Annotated in this window: 11 protein-coding genes; 1 reads left to right on the top strand and 10 read right to left on the bottom strand. The window is 55.9% G+C overall.

Annotation, left to right across the window (positions count from 1 at the left end; translation table 11 throughout):
* Positions 1 to 18: 18 nt before the first annotated feature.
* The 10 genes from P1S59_04730 to asnB all read right to left on the bottom strand — a co-directional run bounded on the left by P1S59_04730 (position 19) and on the right by asnB (position 14778).
* Positions 19 to 1392 carry a sigma-54 dependent transcriptional regulator gene (locus P1S59_04730; GenBank protein MDF1525558.1) on the bottom strand — a complete coding sequence of 458 codons (1374 nt, stop codon included), beginning with the start codon at positions 1390 to 1392 and terminating at the stop codon, positions 19 to 21.
* Positions 1393 to 1511: 119 nt separating this feature from the next.
* The gene (locus tag P1S59_04725; GenBank protein ID MDF1525557.1) at positions 1512 to 3176 is read right to left on the bottom strand and encodes an ATP-binding protein; all 1665 of its coding nucleotides are present in this window, start codon (positions 3174 to 3176) and stop codon (positions 1512 to 1514) included.
* Positions 3152 to 3979, bottom strand: a complete 828-nt coding sequence (locus P1S59_04720) for a prepilin peptidase (protein ID MDF1525556.1) — start codon at positions 3977 to 3979, stop codon at positions 3152 to 3154. The genes P1S59_04725 and P1S59_04720 overlap by 25 nt, the downstream gene beginning before the upstream one ends.
* A gap of 161 nt (positions 3980 to 4140) precedes the next feature.
* The gene (locus P1S59_04715) at positions 4141 to 5301 is read right to left on the bottom strand and encodes a glycosyltransferase family 4 protein (protein MDF1525555.1); all 1161 of its coding nucleotides are present in this window, start codon (positions 5299 to 5301) and stop codon (positions 4141 to 4143) included.
* Complete coding sequence (locus tag P1S59_04710; GenBank protein ID MDF1525554.1) at positions 5298 to 6614, bottom strand: FAD-dependent oxidoreductase; 1317 nt, start codon at positions 6612 to 6614, stop codon at positions 5298 to 5300. The genes P1S59_04715 and P1S59_04710 overlap by 4 nt, the downstream gene beginning before the upstream one ends.
* Positions 6595 to 8445 carry a glycosyltransferase family 39 protein gene (locus P1S59_04705; GenBank protein ID MDF1525553.1) on the bottom strand — a complete coding sequence of 617 codons (1851 nt, stop codon included), beginning with the start codon at positions 8443 to 8445 and terminating at the stop codon, positions 6595 to 6597. The genes P1S59_04710 and P1S59_04705 overlap by 20 nt, the downstream gene beginning before the upstream one ends.
* A 54-nt stretch (positions 8446 to 8499) precedes the next feature.
* Positions 8500 to 10491 carry a glycosyltransferase family 39 protein gene (locus P1S59_04700; protein MDF1525552.1) on the bottom strand — a complete coding sequence of 664 codons (1992 nt, stop codon included), beginning with the start codon at positions 10489 to 10491 and terminating at the stop codon, positions 8500 to 8502.
* A 185-nt stretch (positions 10492 to 10676) separates the two neighbouring features.
* The gene (locus P1S59_04695; GenBank protein MDF1525551.1) at positions 10677 to 11675 is read right to left on the bottom strand and encodes an MraY family glycosyltransferase; all 999 of its coding nucleotides are present in this window, start codon (positions 11673 to 11675) and stop codon (positions 10677 to 10679) included.
* Entirely contained in the window at positions 11672 to 12853 is a 1182-nt protein-coding gene (locus P1S59_04690) for a glycosyltransferase (GenBank protein ID MDF1525550.1), read from the bottom strand. The genes P1S59_04695 and P1S59_04690 overlap by 4 nt, the downstream gene beginning before the upstream one ends.
* Positions 12832 to 14778, bottom strand: coding sequence for an asparagine synthase (glutamine-hydrolyzing) (gene asnB / locus P1S59_04685; protein MDF1525549.1), 1947 nt, complete (start codon positions 14776 to 14778; stop codon positions 12832 to 12834). Before asnB ends, P1S59_04690 begins: the two co-directional genes overlap by 22 nt.
* Positions 14779 to 15121: 343 nt before the next feature.
* On the opposite strand from asnB, the gene P1S59_04680 reads away from it, so the two are divergent.
* Positions 15122 to 16042: a glycosyltransferase family 2 protein gene (locus P1S59_04680; protein MDF1525548.1), complete on the top strand. Its 921-nt coding sequence runs from the start codon at positions 15122 to 15124 to the stop codon at positions 16040 to 16042.
* The last annotated feature ends 556 nt before the right edge of the window (positions 16043 to 16598 follow it).

The following is a 16598-nucleotide window of genomic DNA, read 5'->3' as shown; positions in this document are numbered from 1 at the left end:
TCTGCGTTCTACATTCTGTCACTTAGGTACCTCTATCTCGTAATCCTTGATCTTGTACAGCAGTGCTCTGTGGCTGATCTCCAGGAGGCGGGCTGCCTGGCTCCTGTTGTACTGGGTCTTTTTCAGGGCTTTTACAATGAGCCTCTTTTCCATGTGACGAGAGGCGATCTTAATGGACAACTCGTCGGGTGAAAGGCTCGTCTCTTCTCCTGTCTCCATTTCGGCCAGCAGGGGCAGGATGTCCTCCAGCTCCAGGGTGGTGGAATCGGCAAGGATCGACGCCCGTTCGAACAGGTTCTCCATTTCCCGGACGTTTCCGGGCCATGGATACTTCAGCAGGGCCTTCATCCCATCCGGGGAAAGGTTCCGCTGTCCGCCACCCAGGCGCATGGATATGCGATAGAGCAGGTGATCGGCCAGGGGATAGATATCCTCGGGGCGCTGCCTCAGGGGCGGGATCTGGATCGGCACAACGTTGAGCCTGTAGAAAAGATCTTCCCTGAACCGGCCCTCCCGGACCGCCTTTGACAACTCCACTGCGGTAGCGGCGATGATCCTCACATCGACTTCGATAGCCGTATTATCCCCCACCCTCCTCACCTCGCCCTCCTGGATGGCGCGGAGGAACTTGACCTGCAGCTCCAGGGGCAGGTCGCCGATCTCATCTAAAAACAGAGTACCTCCGCTGGCTTCCTCGAAGAGGCCGGCCTTGTCCGTTACGGCATCGGTGAAGGCTCCCCGGGCATGCCCGAAAAACTCGCTCTCCATGAGTGTGGCAGGAATGGCACCGCAGTTAACGGCGACGAAGGGGTCATCCTTCCATGGGCTCAGGTTGTGAACGGCCCTGGCAAGGACCTCCTTGCCGGTCCCGCTCTCCCCCGTCACCAGCACATGGCTTCTGTAACCGGCGACCTTGCGCACAGACTCCATGATTTTCACCATGGAGGGGCTGCGAGCCACGATCCCCTCGAGGCTGAACCGCTCACCAACCTCCTCCTTGAGGCGGGTATTCTCCCTCCGAAGCCCCTCCCGCTCCTGAGCTTTCCTGAGAGCCAGAAGAATCTCATCAGGCTTGAACGGCTTGCTGATGTAATCGTATGCGCCCCTTTTCATGGCCTCCACGGCAAGGTCCACCGTTCCGAAGGCCGACATCATGATGACCGTGATATCGGGGTAGAGGGCATGGATACGTTCGAGCAGCTGCAGCCCATCCATGCGGGGCATGCGAATGTCGGAAATGACCAGGTCGAAAGGTTGTTCTCCCAGAAGCTCCAGGGCTTCACTTCCACCCTGGGCGCTGCTGACCTGGTAACCCTCCTTCTGGAGGAGAACCGCCACCATGGAACGGACACTCTCCTCGTCATCGACAACTAATATCTTGTGTAGCTCCATAAATCACCGTCCTGTGAGTTCAGTTTCAAAATTCAAAATAACAGGTGAATCGTGAATCGTGAAAAATGAACCGAATAAACACTAAAACTTTTCCGCTGTTACCGTTCACTGTTCACCATTCACTGTTCACTGCTTTTCTCCGGCAACAGCACCGTGAACATCGCGCCGCCCTCCTCCGGGTTCTCCAGACAGAGCCGTCCCCCGTGGGCCTCGACGATGCCGTGGGCGATGGCAAGTCCCAGGCCTGTGCCCTCACCCGGTCCCTTGGTGGTGAAAAACGGATCGAATATCTTGTCTGCGATCTCGGGGGGAACGCCGCCCCCTGAATCCCTGATCGAAATGGCTACCGCGCGATCCCCTTCCTTGAGCAGAGGAGCATCGGGGAAAGAGCGTCTCATAGCCACGTAGTCTTCGTTCAGGGGATCGGTGACCCTCTTCCGGAAATCAGCGGCCCTCCTCCTGGGAACGGCACCTTCACCTGCCTGGAGCACCGTGGACCTTGTCCGCACCTCCAGGTGACCCTCCCCTTCCACGGCCTGGGCCGCGTTAAGGAGGATGTTGATGAGGATCTGCTGGAGCTGATGGCTGTCTCCGCTGACCAGAGGATCCTGATCGGACAGGATCGTTTTAACCACCATATTCCTGAAGATCTGCTGGGGAGTCACCAGATCGATGGTGCTTTTGACAATTTCGTTAACACTCAGGATCTCCACATGGGAATCCCTGGGACGGGAGAACTCAAGAAGACCGCTGATGATCCTCTGGATCCTCTCCGTCTCCTTCTCAATATAGCCGAGATACTGCTGGGCCTCGGGATCCTTCTCTTCCCTCAGGAGGATGGAGGCGTAACCCAGAATAGCCGAGAGGGGGTTGCCGATCTCATGGGCCACCCCGGCCGCCAACTGCCCCACGGAGGCAAGCTTTTCCACCCGGACCATCTCCCTCTGGGTGGACATGAGCTCCCAGTTGGTGCGCTCGATGGCAGCCAGGTGCTCGTCCTGTTTATAGACCGCTGCCTGAACCCTCTCTGCCATGGAGTTAAAAACCGCGGCCAGAGCCTCGATCTCCCTGGCCCCCTGAACCTGGACCCTCGTGTCATATTCTCCTGCCGCCAGAGCCTCAGCCCCTCTGGAGATGCGAATTATGGGATTTATGGCAACCCTCCCGATAAGCCACCATCCGAACAGGACGATCATGAGGCCGTCTATTAAGGCGAAGGTATAAACGAGCTTACGGTGGAGCTTCAGAACGACCCCCAGATTTTCCAGGGGATAGGTGACCAAAAAGGCACCCATCATGACCCCATCCTTGAACACCGGAGCGGCAAAAGTCCATGAACCGCTGGCCGATTTCGGAAGCTTTCCTGTGATCTGACCCGGCACCACGATCGATCTCGTTTCCAGGGCACGGATGAGGAAAGGATCCGATGTAGTACCGGTATCACTTTCACGGATCCCCGCTAGAAGGCGGCCTTCCAGGTCAGCGACCTTGAAAGAGGTGATACCAAGGCCTGCCGTGGTCTGGTTCAGGATCACCTGCAGATTCCGCGAAGGGCCTTCCTGGTTCCACCAGCCGGAAAGTCCCAGCTGCACAGCACGGGTGACCTGGGTAAGGGATTCGAGTTTTTGAAGGAGGATCGTTTTCTCAGCCGCCCTCAGGGCTGTGGCCCCCAGAATAACTACGCCGCTGAACATGATCAGTCCGAGGCTGAACATGATCTCGAACCTCAGTCCGCGCTGGCGCCCGAAACCCAGGCCTTTTATGACAGTTTTCCCAGATACCATTGTATCAGCTGGACTCCGAAGAAAAGGTGAACAAGGGCCCCGAGGGCCAGAAAGGGGCCGAAGGGAACCGGGAATTTTCTCACCGATTCACCCTTTACAAGGGCATACCCCACACCCACAACGCTGCCGGACAAGGAAGAGACCAGTATCGTGACCGGAAGGGCCTGCCAGCCCAGGAACGCACCAATCATGGCAAGGAGCTTGACATCTCCCAACCCCATCCCCTCCTCTCCCATGATCTTCTCGTAGGCATAAAGGACGAGGAAAAGGAACCCGGCCCCTATGCCCACACCCGCCACCGAATCCATCGGCCGGGGAAAACCCGGGAGAAAACTGCAAGCGAGACCAAGTATGGTTCCGGGCCCAGAGATGACGTCAGGTATGATGCGGTGGTCAAGATCTATGAAAGTGATGACCACAAGGGCCCAGACGAACAGAGCCAGCGGGACAGTTGCCGCCAGAACCAACAAGACAGTTTCCAGCAGAGCCAACGGGACAGTTGCCGCCGGGATCCCGAATCTCATGCCCACGGCCGCGAACAATAGGCCGCTCAAGGCCTCCACAAGAGGGTACCTCGGTGAGATGGTCGTCTTGCAGATACGGCAGCGCCCTCCCAGGATGAAATAGCTGAGGATGGGGATGTTGTCGGACCACCTGATCCCACTACCGCAAGACGGGCACCGTGAACCGGGAGATACAATGGACAGGCTCATGGGCAGCCGGTGGATGAGAACATTGGCGAAACTGCCCATGATGGCCCCGAATGGGAAGGCGAATATCACTATCTGGAACTGTATGCTCATTGTCGGGATCCTTTAGTAGAATAATATCTCATATTTCAGATCTCCAAAGTTGCTGTGAATAGTGAACCGTGAAGTGTGAAGAGTGTTAATCTAAAACAACCTGATCTTAATAACTCCTCGTCAATACATGTCTTGACCGTTCACTTTTCACTATTCACTGTTCACCATATGTTCTTTTCTCTGAGGAGTCGCTCGTAGAGCTCCTCCTGCTTCCTCACCATCTGGTCCTGGTCCCATTCGTCCACTACCCGGTTCCCTTCCCGGCCCATGCGATCGGCCAGGCCCTGGTCTTTCAGGAGACAGATCACCCTTTGGGCCATGGAGTCCACATCCCCGGGGGGGCAGAGGTACCCGTCCACACCTTCCCTTATGGCCTCAACGGAACCGTCAACGGCGGCAGCTACTACCGGACGGGCAGCCGCCTTGGCCTGGGGTATCACCCTCGGGAGCCCCTCCCATCTCGAGGTAAGGACAACGACGCGGCTGCTCTTCATGAGCTCGGGAATATCCTCACGCCATCCCGGAGCTATAAAAACACCTTTCAGCCCCAGGCGGTCCACCTCTGCAAGAAGGGTTCCTCTCAGTTCCCCGTCACCTGCAAGCAGGAATCTGACTTCCGGAAAGTCACGATGCACCAGGGCAGCCAGATTGACAAAATCGAGGGGAGCCTTCTGGGGCTTTAAACAGGCAACCATGAGAACGAGGGGTGATCCGTGAGGGATACCCAGATCAAGAAGGAGATCGGGCTTGACCGGTTGGGCACGGAGGAACCGGTCAAGGTCGAAACCCGATCTGATAAGGGTGCACCGCTCCGGGCTGAAAAGACCCAGGCGTGCCCCATCTTTACGGTTGGATTCGGACACGGCGATAAAATGATCGGTGATGCGGGAGGTAAGACGCTCTGCCGTCTGGAAGAGAAATCGTTTTGGAGGACTTTGTGCCGGGGTGAAACCGAACCCGTGGATGGAGTGGATGATAACCGGGACACGGTTCTTACGGGCAGCCCAGCGGCCCAGGATGCCCGCCTTGGAGCTGTGAGTGTGAACGATAGCCGGTCGGCCCCGGTAGGGTTCGAGAAGTTTGCCCAATTCCCTGTAGGCCGCCCCATCGACACCCGGTCTCAGGGCACGCTCCATGTTGGACACAACCCTCAGGTCCAGGTCCAGGTCCAGGGCCTCAGGCATGAGATAACCACCGGGGCCCGTCATGAGAACCGGTTCGAAGCGCTCCCGATCCAGAGAAGCTACTGTATACAGGGTGTTCTGCTGGGCGCCGCCGAACTCCAGTTTGGTTATAACGTGTACCACAGGGATCCGGCTCATCCCAGGACCCCCCTGGCAGCGTTAAGCCCCCACTGAACCGCATCCTGCATGGCAGAGTACTCCCAGGCCCCGTAACGCCCCACGGATCGAATACCTTTTTCACCCAATGACCCAAGAATGGCATCGAGATGGTTGGCTCTGTAAAGGTCATGAAAAACGTAGGCACAGGGCATTTCCTGATCAACTCTGGCCGCAACCCTGGTGGACCGATCAATGAGCCCCGTATCGGCCAGGGTCTCGAGAACTTTATCAGCAACCCGGTCCGCATCCGGGGGTGAACCCGGGATATAAGCCACCTCGGCGTAAAGGGAACCACAGCCTGAAGGCGCGACCCTGGCGGAAAAGTTCGTGGGGAAACCCACGCGGTAAAAAGGCAGACGCTCATCGGGGAAGTAGACCCAATGATCCTGGGTGTTGACAGGACCGTCGAGACCCATGCAGATCCCGAGGACCGAACTATACCTGAGGCTCCCGGCGGATCGGGCCAGAGAACTGTTCAGGCCCTCAGTTATTTCCAGGAGCCCCGGAAGAGGCACGGTGCTTATGAGAGAGCTGAAGGGAAGTACCTCACCCCTATCCAGGGTCACCGTTTGGGCAAAAGCGTTCACCCGGTCAACTTTCGTACCGTTGAGAATGAAGGTCTCCTGACCACGGGCCAGGCTGCGGGGCAGGATCTCTATGCCTTCCTTGCGGGGATAGAAAAAGGTGGCGTTGTAACCGTAGGCAGGAGGAGTTTCCCCCCGTGCGATGGCCCTGAGTTCCCGGGCTGTGGGAACAGGCACCGACCAGGATGTCCAGGAGATCTCCATCTCTTCCAGGGGATGAACGTTGAGCTTGGCGTTGTAGGGGATCATGAAAAGCCTGGCCAGGGTTTTACCGAACCGTTTTTCCGCCCACTGGTCAAAAAATATCTCCCCGGAAACCGTCCCATCAGCAGCTACCAGAAGCTCCTCCAGGCACTTCCCGGCGAAAGGGGCCGGCAATTTACCGAAATGGGCCTGGATGGGATAATCCACAAAAACCCCTTCCACATATACGGAAGCCTTCCGGTTTTGCTCTACAAGACCATCCCCGATCAGCTCAAGGATAAGGTCCCTGGACTCCCCCTCCCTTAAATGCAGAAGGTGCCCGGTGTAGTCGAAGGTGAAACCGTCCACCACCTCGGTACGGCACAGGCCGCCAGGACGGTCTGCGGCCTCCACAATAAGGTAGTCCGCGCCAGCGGCACCGAGAACGCGTCCCGCCGCCAGCCCGGCTAAGCCTGCCCCGATAATGACGACCGGGGCACGGGAGTTAGCGGAGGGTAAAGACATATATCCCTTTCTCCTCGAACGCGATATCAGCCTGGTCGGACAGGAACCGGGTCAACATGGATGCCGCCTCATCATCGATCCTCAGGAAAGGAGACTTTGCCGCAAGCCTTTTCATTTCCCAGGTGTTGAAAAGGATGTGGGTGAATCCGGCCCTGGAAAGCTCATTCGCCATTTCATTCGATGTCCTGCCGTCCTTTACCATTTCAATGAGCCTATGCGGCATTTCGAAAGTGGCAACCTCCCTGGAAAAGTTGGAGTAGAAACCCTTCATTTCCCCCAAAAAAAGGACCTTGCCCGGCTGCGGGTCGAGGTTGTTTAGATAATTAATGGCAGGGTACAGGGGATAGTTACTGGAAAGGTATTCCTTATCCTTCGTCATCCCGAAAGCGATCCCGGCCCGGTTAGCGTACCCGGCGTCGAAATCAAGGAAAATCCACACGTTGGCCAGCAGCATGATAACAGCGAACGCCTTCAAGAGTCTGCTCCAGATTGAATCAACTGCCAGGACACGCGCAAAACCGGTACCCATATAAAGGAACGCGACAGCCAGCAGAGGGATCAGAAACCGTCCAGATCTGAAAGAGAAGTACCAGGCCACGAAGAAAAGCAGGGCCCAGGTACCGAGAAACCTGTTCCCGGTCCGGCTGCCCTTGAGCCAAGGCAGGGTCAGTAAAAGCACCACGGGGAGCCTACCGATAGACATGGGGAACTGCAAGCTCCAGGGTTTGAACACAGCGAAGTAGGGAACAAGGGCCCATGTCCAGATATCCTTAATGGAAATAGTATGGTAATGCGTGTCGGCCGCAAGGATCTTAAGGCCAGGGACCTTCCCGGCAAATCCCGCGAGAAGAGGATAGAGGGGATCACCTGTAAAAAGGAGGTTCTTCAGGTACCAGGGGGAGACCACAACCAGGGCGGACAAGAGGAAGATCCCCCATGGAACTGAATGGAGGCCCCTCTTTTCCCTGAGGTCGTCCCAGATCCCCGCAGCCAGGGGAGCGGCCAGAGCGAAAGCCAGGGCATTGTATTTGCAGCCAGTGGCCAAGCCGGCCATGCAGCCTGCCAGCACCATGCTCGCCGGTCTTCGATCCCCTTCAGCAAGGATGGCAAGGGTCGCAAGCGTAAAGAACGCGGCGGCCCAGTCGTTCTCAAAGAACCCCGCAATGACCATGAGAGGGGGTGTCAGGACCAGGAGGGCGATGCCCCAGGCCGTTCCCGCTTCCCCGAACCGTTCCTTCCCCCATTCCCACAGAAGGAGAATGGTAAGGAGAAGGAAAGTCATAGAGATCATTCCCGCCAGGTCAAGACCGTCAAGGGCCATCCCGGCCCCGAAAAGGATCTCGGCTATCTGGGGATAACCGGAATACAGGTTTTCGGATACGTGAAATACCTTGCCCTCCAAAAGGTAACGGGAGGGCAGTTCCAGGTGATATGTCATGGCATCGAAAAAAACCGGGGGAACGAGTGTAAACAGGAGGTTAACGAGGCCGGCGATACTTATCAGGATAAGAGGGATCCTTGTTCCGGGACCGAACTTCTGGACCCCGGGCGTGACTCCGGGGAGGATACGGACGATATCCTTCCTCAGGACAGGCGCAACGGCGACCAGGACTGCAAGGACCAGAGCGGTAATGGCCTGCGTATTATAAAACCCGGCCAGCCCCAGAAGAAATATCTCCAGAGACAGGGCTCCCAGACCCAGTCCGATGACCAGAGCTGGCCTCATTTCACGTTCGCCCTTCGGACCTTCAGAATACAATACACGCAGCAGGAGTGCCCCCTGACCCCATGACACAGCCAGAATGACGATCCACCACAGGTAGGCGCTCAAAGGCCCCACAGGGACTCCATCGTCCTGGAAGCCAGCAAGGCAAGGATGACAGGATCAATACTCATTTCGGATCCTGTAAACACTGACCCCGTTGGCGGCGAAGACACGGTCCGTCTGCCCCCTTAACATGGAATCAAGTGCCTCTTTTTCCAGAGCCGTGAGTACCCACAGCGGGGCGTTCCGGTTCCCGTAGGCCATTCTCTCCCACTCCGCGGGGTTAAAGAGGATGTGGGTAAACCCGGCATTCTTGAGTTCCTGTACCATTTGCTCGGGGTATTCACCCCGTTTAACCATTTCCAGGAGACGGTTGGGAGCGTTGTGGGACGGCACTTCCCTGGAAAATCTTGAATAAAACCCCCTCATTTCACCGAGAAAAAGAACCCTGCCAGGCGGCGGATCGATCCGGTTCAGGAAATTTATGGCCGGATAGATCTCATATGTCTCCGTGAGGTACCGCTCGGGAGACCTGGTTCCCAGGGCGGCATCTATGCTTTTATTTGTGTAATCGAAAAGTCCCAGAAACACCCCTGCATTGGCGATAAGGGAAACGGAAACAACAACCTTCAAAACATTCGCCCTGAAACCATTTCCACGGGCAATGTGGGCAAGGAGCGCACCCAGCCAGAGATAGCCCACGACCATCATCGGCATGGCGTAACGGAAAGTTCGGAAAGTCAGGTGCCACGCGACAAAAGACAGCAGAACCCAGAGCAGAAGAAAGGCACTGCCACCTTGTTTCTTTTTAACAAACGGCAGCAGCAAGACGAGGGCGATGGGCAGGATCCCGATAGTAGCGGTCATGCTCAGCCTCATCGGATCGAAGGTAGCCTGGTAGGGCACCATTATCCAGGACCAGAGAAGATCTGTGGACCTTGAACCTACAAAGGAATCCACGAAGTCAATGTTGTGGCCAAGTTTTCCTGTTATGGAACTTAGAAGCGGGTAGAGGGGGTCGCCGGTCTGGACCAGGTTTTTCAGGTACCACGGAGCCGTTGAAACCATTGAAGACAGCACGAAAACTGACCAACATCTTATAATACCGGTACGTCTTTTGAAAAGATCCGTAGCGAGACCGGCTGCGGGGATCAGGACAATGGCATAGCCCAGCGCCTGATGGCGACAGCCCGCCGCCATCCCTGCCAGGATCCCGGCCAGGACCATTTGCTTTACGTCCCGTTCCTCGCGAGTGACCAGGAACAGGGCCGCAAGCAGGAAAAAGGTCATGGACCAGTCGGCGCCGGTCTGGGGAACCTCCACCAGGAATACGGGGGTAAGCGCCAGGAGAGCCGCAGCCCAGGCGGCCCCCAGGTTGCCGAAAAGTTTTTCGCCACCGCTCCAGATCGTCCAGATAGTAAGGATAAAAAACAGGTAATAAAAAAGACCGGCAAGATCAGCACCCACAAGTCCCATCCCCAGTCCGTAAAGCATCTGGGTCAGGAGTGGTGAATAGGAGTAGAGGTTCTCGGGAATGTTGACCATACCGCCAGCCTGGAGAAAACGAAGCGGCACCTCGAGATGATAACTCAGGGCGTCGAAAGCCCTTGTAGGCACCAGGACAATTGGAAAGGAGATCACAGCGGAAATAAGGACCATCCCAAGGGGAAGGACAGCCTCCTTTGCCCGCCGGGAAGCGTCCCGCGACGCGCTTCTAACAGCTGCAAATACGAACTTTCTTCCGAAAAGCATTGACTGGATGAGGACCAGGAGAACCAGTATCGTCAGAGCGGGTGTGTTCATGAGCCCCAATGCGGCCAATACCAGAACTTCCATCGACATGGCCCCCAGACCGAGCCCCATAATGACGCTGATGACCATACCCGGAGGCAGTAACAGCTTTTCACCCCCCAGCACCTTGAACCAAAAGGCACCCTGCCCCAGACAGGCAGCCGAGACGGTCAACCACCACAAGAGGGCACTAACGTGCCACACCATGACCCTCACCGGGAACATGACCTCCTTTCCCACTACAAGGAGTAGGAGGATAAGGGCGGCCAGGACTACCGGGCTGGAAAAACTCCTTAACTTTTGGCGGCTGCTATCATCCACAGACAGGATCATTCCTCCTAAACGTTGATGACTTCGCAAAAAGTCATCAACGCGCCCCACGCGGGGCGCCCGGATCAATGACTTACACCGTAAGTCATTGATCTGTGAGGAAAGGGAAAACGACGCTTTTCCCTTTCCGTGGAGCAAAAAGTCCCGGATCGGACTTTTTGCGACCCTGTCAAACGTTAAAGGTTTCCGTCTATCTTCCACAACCACAGGGCCGACAGCATCATGCCAAGGCTTACTGTAAGCAGAGCGCCGACAGCGGTCTGTTCATTACCGTACACCATGATCAAAGCTACAGTTCCCATTAAAAATGAGACCCCGTAACTCAAAATAACTGTCTGAGACACTGTAAGGCGCCACCTCCGGAGCCGCAGGGCAAAGTGGTCCGGGCTCCCCTTCAGAGGATTAAGCCCGCGCTTCCACCGAACCATCATGACAAAAAGGGTGTCGAAAACAGGCACCCCCAGAATGAATATGGGAGCTAAAACAGCCACGGGGTTCACTCTGGCATATATCCCCACCATTCCCAGAGCACCCAGCATGAAACCGATGAACAAACTGCCGGCATCACCCAGATATATTCTGGCCGGGTGATAATTGAACCTGAGGAAACCGATGAGTGCGCCCATGAGAGCAAGGACCATTTGGGCTACACCTGCCTGTCCCGAGGAAAGTGCCACGATGAAGAGGAAGACACATGCTATCGCGCCCACGCCCGAGGAGAGGCCGTCCATGATGTCGATAATGTTAAAGGCGTTGGTCATCCCCATGAGCCAGAGGAAAGACAGCGGATATGTAATATAAAGAGGAAGGAAGACTATCTTGATGGCTATACCCGCCTTCATTACGATGAGGACCGCAAGAACCTGTCCCAGAAGTTTGGTGGCGGGCCCCAGGTTCCCGATATCGTCTAAAAAACCCAGGAGCACGATAAGGGTTCCTCCCAGCAATATGGCAAGCATCTGCTTGTCCAGTTCGTAGAAGAGAGAAAAGCCAATAAGAAATGCCACGAAAACGGCAAGCCCCCCCATGTAGGGTACGGGTTCAGGATGATTTTTCAAATCTCCGTCCGGTCTGTCAACGATCCCGATGTCTTTGGCAGTCCTTGCCATCCATGGCGTGAGAGCAAGAACGGCGCCCAGAGAAACGATAAAGGTGAAGGTGTATTTAATAATCATCCAGGACTGATCCCCCGTTTCTGTACCGGCCCGGTGACACCGGCAAGCTCCTGATAGTAGGTTTCCATCTCCCCTTGCACACGCCTGAAATCATAATGTTCCTCAACCCTGCGGCGCCCCCTGAGGCCCCACTCACGGATGTCAGACCCCATACTCTGGACCTGGTTCATGGCCTCGGCAAGCTGTCCGGCATCCCCTGGTTCCACCAGGGTGCCGGTCACACCTTCCGTCACCATGGATGCAGCATCCCCGACCCGCGTTGATACAACGGGAAGACCGGCGGCCATAGCCTCCAGGATCACCAGAGGACCTCCCTCCCACAGGGACGACAGGACGAAAGCATCGGAAATGCCCAGAAGGGGCATCGTATCAGGCCTGAACCCGGCGAAGATAACCCTTTGGTCTACCCCTTTCTCCCTTGCCCGGTCCTCCAGCATTCCCCTGTCCTCTCCATCACCTACGATGAGCAGGAAGGAGCCCTCACCGAGGTTCTCTATTTTGGAAAAAGCATCGATCAGACAGGCAAAACCCTTCTGCCTTGATAGCCGGCCCACTGCCGTCCAGACAAAAGCATCCGGGGGGATTTTCAGGTCCTCTCTCAGTTCGCCCCTTCCCTCGTCCTCCAACGCCTCTCCCGGCTCGCGATCAGCGTCTTGACGATCCGGTATCTCGACCCCGTACTGAACTAATTTTATGGAGCGTCGAAACAGGTTCTCCTTTCTTTCCTCATCGAGCACCTTCTGGGAGAAAACAAGGGTGCCGTCGTTTAAAAACCCGGTGGCCCCGTTTATGAACCGTCTGGCAGGGGAAGCAAGATCAATATGTCTCGTGCTCAACACCCTTGTCTGTCGTCTCAACCCGCCCGCGATCCGCACCAGAAGGTTGGAGTGATACATGTGCCCCTGAATGACCTGGGGATCAAACTCCTTGGTAATGTTCATCAGTCTGGTAAAGGAGGAGGGTGATAGCCTGCCCCTGGCCTGTCCCAGTTCATATACCTCAACATCCTCCCTGAGGATCTCGTCGGCAAGTTCACCACCGGACATGAGGCTTACCACACCCATCCTGATCAGGTTCCGGTCGTGATATCTGGCTGACCACACGAGCATCCTCTCGGCTCCTCCCAGACCAAGGCCGCTGATGACATGAAGAACCCCTATGCGGCTGCCGGTTTCCACTTTTCTTCCCACAGTGCGAAAACGAGGAGGTTCCAGAGTTTTTCGTGATGGTTGCTCTGACCTGTCAGGTGCTCCCGTACCAGCCGGTTCACATAACCAAGATCAAAATAGTTCTCCAGCACCCTCGAACCTGTTCCCAGATACTGATTAATTAGCTCCCGAAGCTCCCCTCGCAGCCATGAATCCAGGGGCATCGTGAAACCCATCTTCGGCCGGTTGGCAATATGCGCGGGAAGGTCCCTCCGGGCCAACCGCCTGAGGGGCGCCTTGCCTTGACTCCCCTCAAACAGGTCTTCATCATCCACCCTCCTGCTCCACTGGACAATCCTGTGATCCAGGAGAGGAACCCTGACCTCCAGTCCTGATGCCATGCTGGCCCTGTCCACTTTGGCCAGAACGTCATCGGCGAGAAAGGTCCTGGTGTCCAGATCCATCATCCGGCGTATGAACGAACTATTGGATGGCCCGTTAAGGCATGACAGGAAAGCGTCCGGAAGGGCGGGAACTTTTTGTCCTCCGAGGGCCTCACCGGCTTCGGCGGCCGAAAATATCCCGATGGATGTCTGGTAGGCTGAGGCAGGGTCATTTTGAACGATAAGCTTGAGGAGTTTTTCCCACTTTCCCGGGAAATTCTCCACGGGAGCCCTACCGGATACCTTCTTCAGGAAACTGTTGGCTCGGGCCAGGGACCTTGAGGGGATCCCGGCCATGATGGCGGCGGCAGACCGCCTTATGAATGGAGATAAACCGGCAAAACGGTTCAGGTAGCCGTCAACGGCCCGGTACCTGTCATAACCGCCGAAGAGTTCATCCCCGCCGTCACCGCTGAGAATAACGGTGACGTGCTCACGGGCGAGGCGTGACAGCACGATCATGGGGAGGGCCGACGGATCGCTGAGAGGCTCATCGAAGATCTGTGGGAGATCAAATATCCGGTCAAGGAGAGTGCGGCTGTCGATCTTCACCTGGTGGTGCCTGGTGCCCAGATATCCGGCCACATCCGCAGCCATGGGCCCTTCATCGTAATCGTCCTCAGCGTAGGAAACAGTGAAGGTGGAGGGAGAACTCACTCCCGTTCTGCCCATGGCGGCGACCACCAGTCCCGAGTCCATCCCCCCGGACAGAAAGGCTCCAAGTGGAACGTCCGACACAAGACGGCGATGCACCGAATCGTCCAGGAGCCCGGACAGTTCCAGAACGGCAGATCCGCTTCCCATCCACTCAGTCTCATTATGGACATGATAGGGGTCCCACCAGGCCACCAGAGTCTCCCCTTCCGGATCCAGCCGTATGAAATGACCTGGCGGCAGCTTGCGGGCATCGGTATAGATCGTTCCGGGAGAGGGGATATACTGGAGCATGAGGAACAGCTCAAGAGCTCTGGGGTCTACTGTCCTGGTAAAACCTGGATGAACACAAAGGGCCTTTAACTCGGAACCGAAGACCAGGTCATCACCGGCCCACCCGTAATAGAGAGGCTTGATTCCCATCCGGTCACGTACAAGGTAGAGGGCCGATTCTCCGGGGATCCAGAGAGCAAAGGCGAACATCCCCAAAAACTTGTCGAGGGCTTCCTCGACGCCCCAGGTAAGGCAGGCTACAAGGACCACCTCAGAGTCCGTTTCGCTCATGAACCGGCAGCCGAGCCCTTCAAGTTCCTGCCGGAGCGCACCATAGTTATAAACCTCACCGTTGTAAACGATCCATCCCCTGCCGTCGACATCGGTCATGGGTTGGGCGCCCCTGGGACTGAGGTCCAGAACGGCCAGTCTCGTGTGACACAAACCGATGCCAGATGGAGGATCGCTCCAGGTCCCTCGGCCATCAGGTCCCCTGTGAGCCAGGGCGTCGGCCATAGCCTCCAGAAGGGAACTGTGGGCAGGCGGGATCTGACCTCTGCGGTAGATTCCCCCTATGCCGCACATGCATGAACCTCGAAAATCCGTAACGTTGTTGACCGCCTTCCGATCTTTCCCTTATACTTCCGTATCCACTCATCAGGGTCAGATATAAAAGAAACATGGTAAGGTACAGACCAGCACTATGACTATTTTTCGTAGTATAGCCGACAAAACTGACCTTTCCAACATAAAAATAGTCACTATCGGTGGCAGAAGTGAAAAGTGGTGAGTGCCACATTGCGGTCCATTTTCCACCAACACAAACCAACGGATTATACTGCGGTCCTGCTGGTTCCCTTCACCCTTTGGACAAGACCCTGGAAAGGATGAAAATGTCCATGAAGATTGAAAGCCTGGATACACCCTGATGGATTTTCTACCGGTCAGCAGGAAGATCACCCGCGAGATCAGGGAATTCATTAAATCACCACGTTTCGACCCGGAGGCTTCTCCTAAATCCGACGCTGCGTGGCCAAGGATCTCGGTCATCACTCCATCCTACAATCAGGCCGCTTTTCTGGAGAGGACCATCCTTTCCATCCACAACCAGGACTATCCTAACCTTGAACACATCGTCATCGATGGCGGTTCCACCGACGGCAGCGTCGACATCATCAGGAAATATGAAAGACGCCTCGCCTACTGGCATACCTTACCCGATCGCGGGCAGAGCGACGCCATCAACCAGGGTGCAGGTAAGGCCACCGGCGCCTGTATGACGTGGATCAACTCCGACGACCTCCTCCTCCCCGGCGCTCTGTATAAAATGGCCCGGGCTTTCATGGATGATCCCGAAACCGACCTCGTCTACGGCGATCAGGTTGAAGTGGACGTGGATGATCGAGTCACCAAACGTGTGCACACAATCGATTTCGACATCCGGGATTTCATCTACGAGATCAACATCATCATCCATCAGCAGTCCGCCCTTTGGAGGACTGATCTGTTTCACAGGATCGGTGGCCTGAAACTCTACCGATACGCCATGGATTACGACCTTTTTTACAGGATGCATGCGGCGGGTGCCAACTCCAGACGGATCCCGGATTTCCTTTCCGCTTTCAGGGTTCACAGCGAAGGGCTCACGGGGTCCGGAGAAGTGGGCCGCCATCGGGGGGAAGAAGTGAACGCTGTGTTCCGGGATTTCACGGGACGCGACCGAAACCTTTTAGACCGGGCGTTCCTCAGATATTATTACAAGGCCAGGCGGTTCGCTATTCAGCCCAGAGCACTTTTGGGGGCAATGGAAAACAGGCTGTGGCGCCTCCTGCACAAGGGAATAGAGTGAACCTTACCACCGCCATCTCTTACCACGGAGAACTTCGACTCTGGTAAAATACAACATCAAATAGACCTACGCACCAGACGGAATCGCGGCCATGAAGGTTTTCTACCCTTATCTGACCTGGGAGTTCTTCCCTCTCGTAGCCTTGCCTCCCAACTACCGCGAGCCCTGGCTGTTGGAGATCGTCCCCTTCAGCAACCGAACCCTGTAGATGTTGGGAACCGCTTTCCTGTTCCCCGTTATGTTCTACTTGCAGAGGTGGGGGCGTAGATAGGGAAGGAACGGGATAAAAAGGAAGAGGGGGTCCGCTTTTCTTCTGAACATCTGGTACATTTAGATAAAAAAATCCAGGATGATACATTTTTAGATCCTGGTTCTTTGATCCTGGATATTGTATTTTGAAGCCCAAAACTTGATGGACTCGCAAAAAGTCCAGCAAAGCGCCCCGTATGGGCGCCCAAATCAATGACTGCGGGTGTAAGTCACTTATTTGTAAGGAAAGGGAAAATGACACTTTTCGCTTTCCGAGGAGCAAAAAGCCAATGATGGACTTTTTGCG

The organism is bacterium, from assembly GCA_029210965.1.
In the GTDB taxonomy this organism is placed as follows: Bacteria; BMS3Abin14; BMS3Abin14; order BMS3Abin14; family BMS3Abin14; genus JALHUC01.
This window is presented reverse-complemented; position numbering and strand designations above follow the sequence as displayed.

What these genes read in the sequence shown, in the direction of transcription:
- P1S59_04730 (MDF1525558.1), bottom strand. Translation starts at nt 1,392, where the DNA reads ATGGAGCTACACAAGATATTAGTTGTCGATGACGAGGAGAGTGTCCGT.
- P1S59_04725 (MDF1525557.1), bottom strand. Translation starts at nt 3,176, where the DNA reads ATGGTATCTGGGAAAACTGTCATAAAAGGCCTGGGTTTCGGGCGCCAG.
- P1S59_04720 (MDF1525556.1), bottom strand. Translation starts at nt 3,979, where the DNA reads ATGAGCATACAGTTCCAGATAGTGATATTCGCCTTCCCATTCGGGGCC.
- P1S59_04715 (MDF1525555.1), bottom strand. Translation starts at nt 5,301, where the DNA reads ATGAGCCGGATCCCTGTGGTACACGTTATAACCAAACTGGAGTTCGGC.
- P1S59_04710 (MDF1525554.1), bottom strand. Translation starts at nt 6,614, where the DNA reads ATGTCTTTACCCTCCGCTAACTCCCGTGCCCCGGTCGTCATTATCGGG.
- P1S59_04695 (MDF1525551.1), bottom strand. Translation starts at nt 11,675, where the DNA reads ATGATTATTAAATACACCTTCACCTTTATCGTTTCTCTGGGCGCCGTT.
- asnB (MDF1525549.1), bottom strand. Translation starts at nt 14,778, where the DNA reads ATGTGCGGCATAGGGGGAATCTACCGCAGAGGTCAGATCCCGCCTGCC.
- P1S59_04680 (MDF1525548.1), top strand. Translation starts at nt 15,122, where the DNA reads ATGGATTTTCTACCGGTCAGCAGGAAGATCACCCGCGAGATCAGGGAA.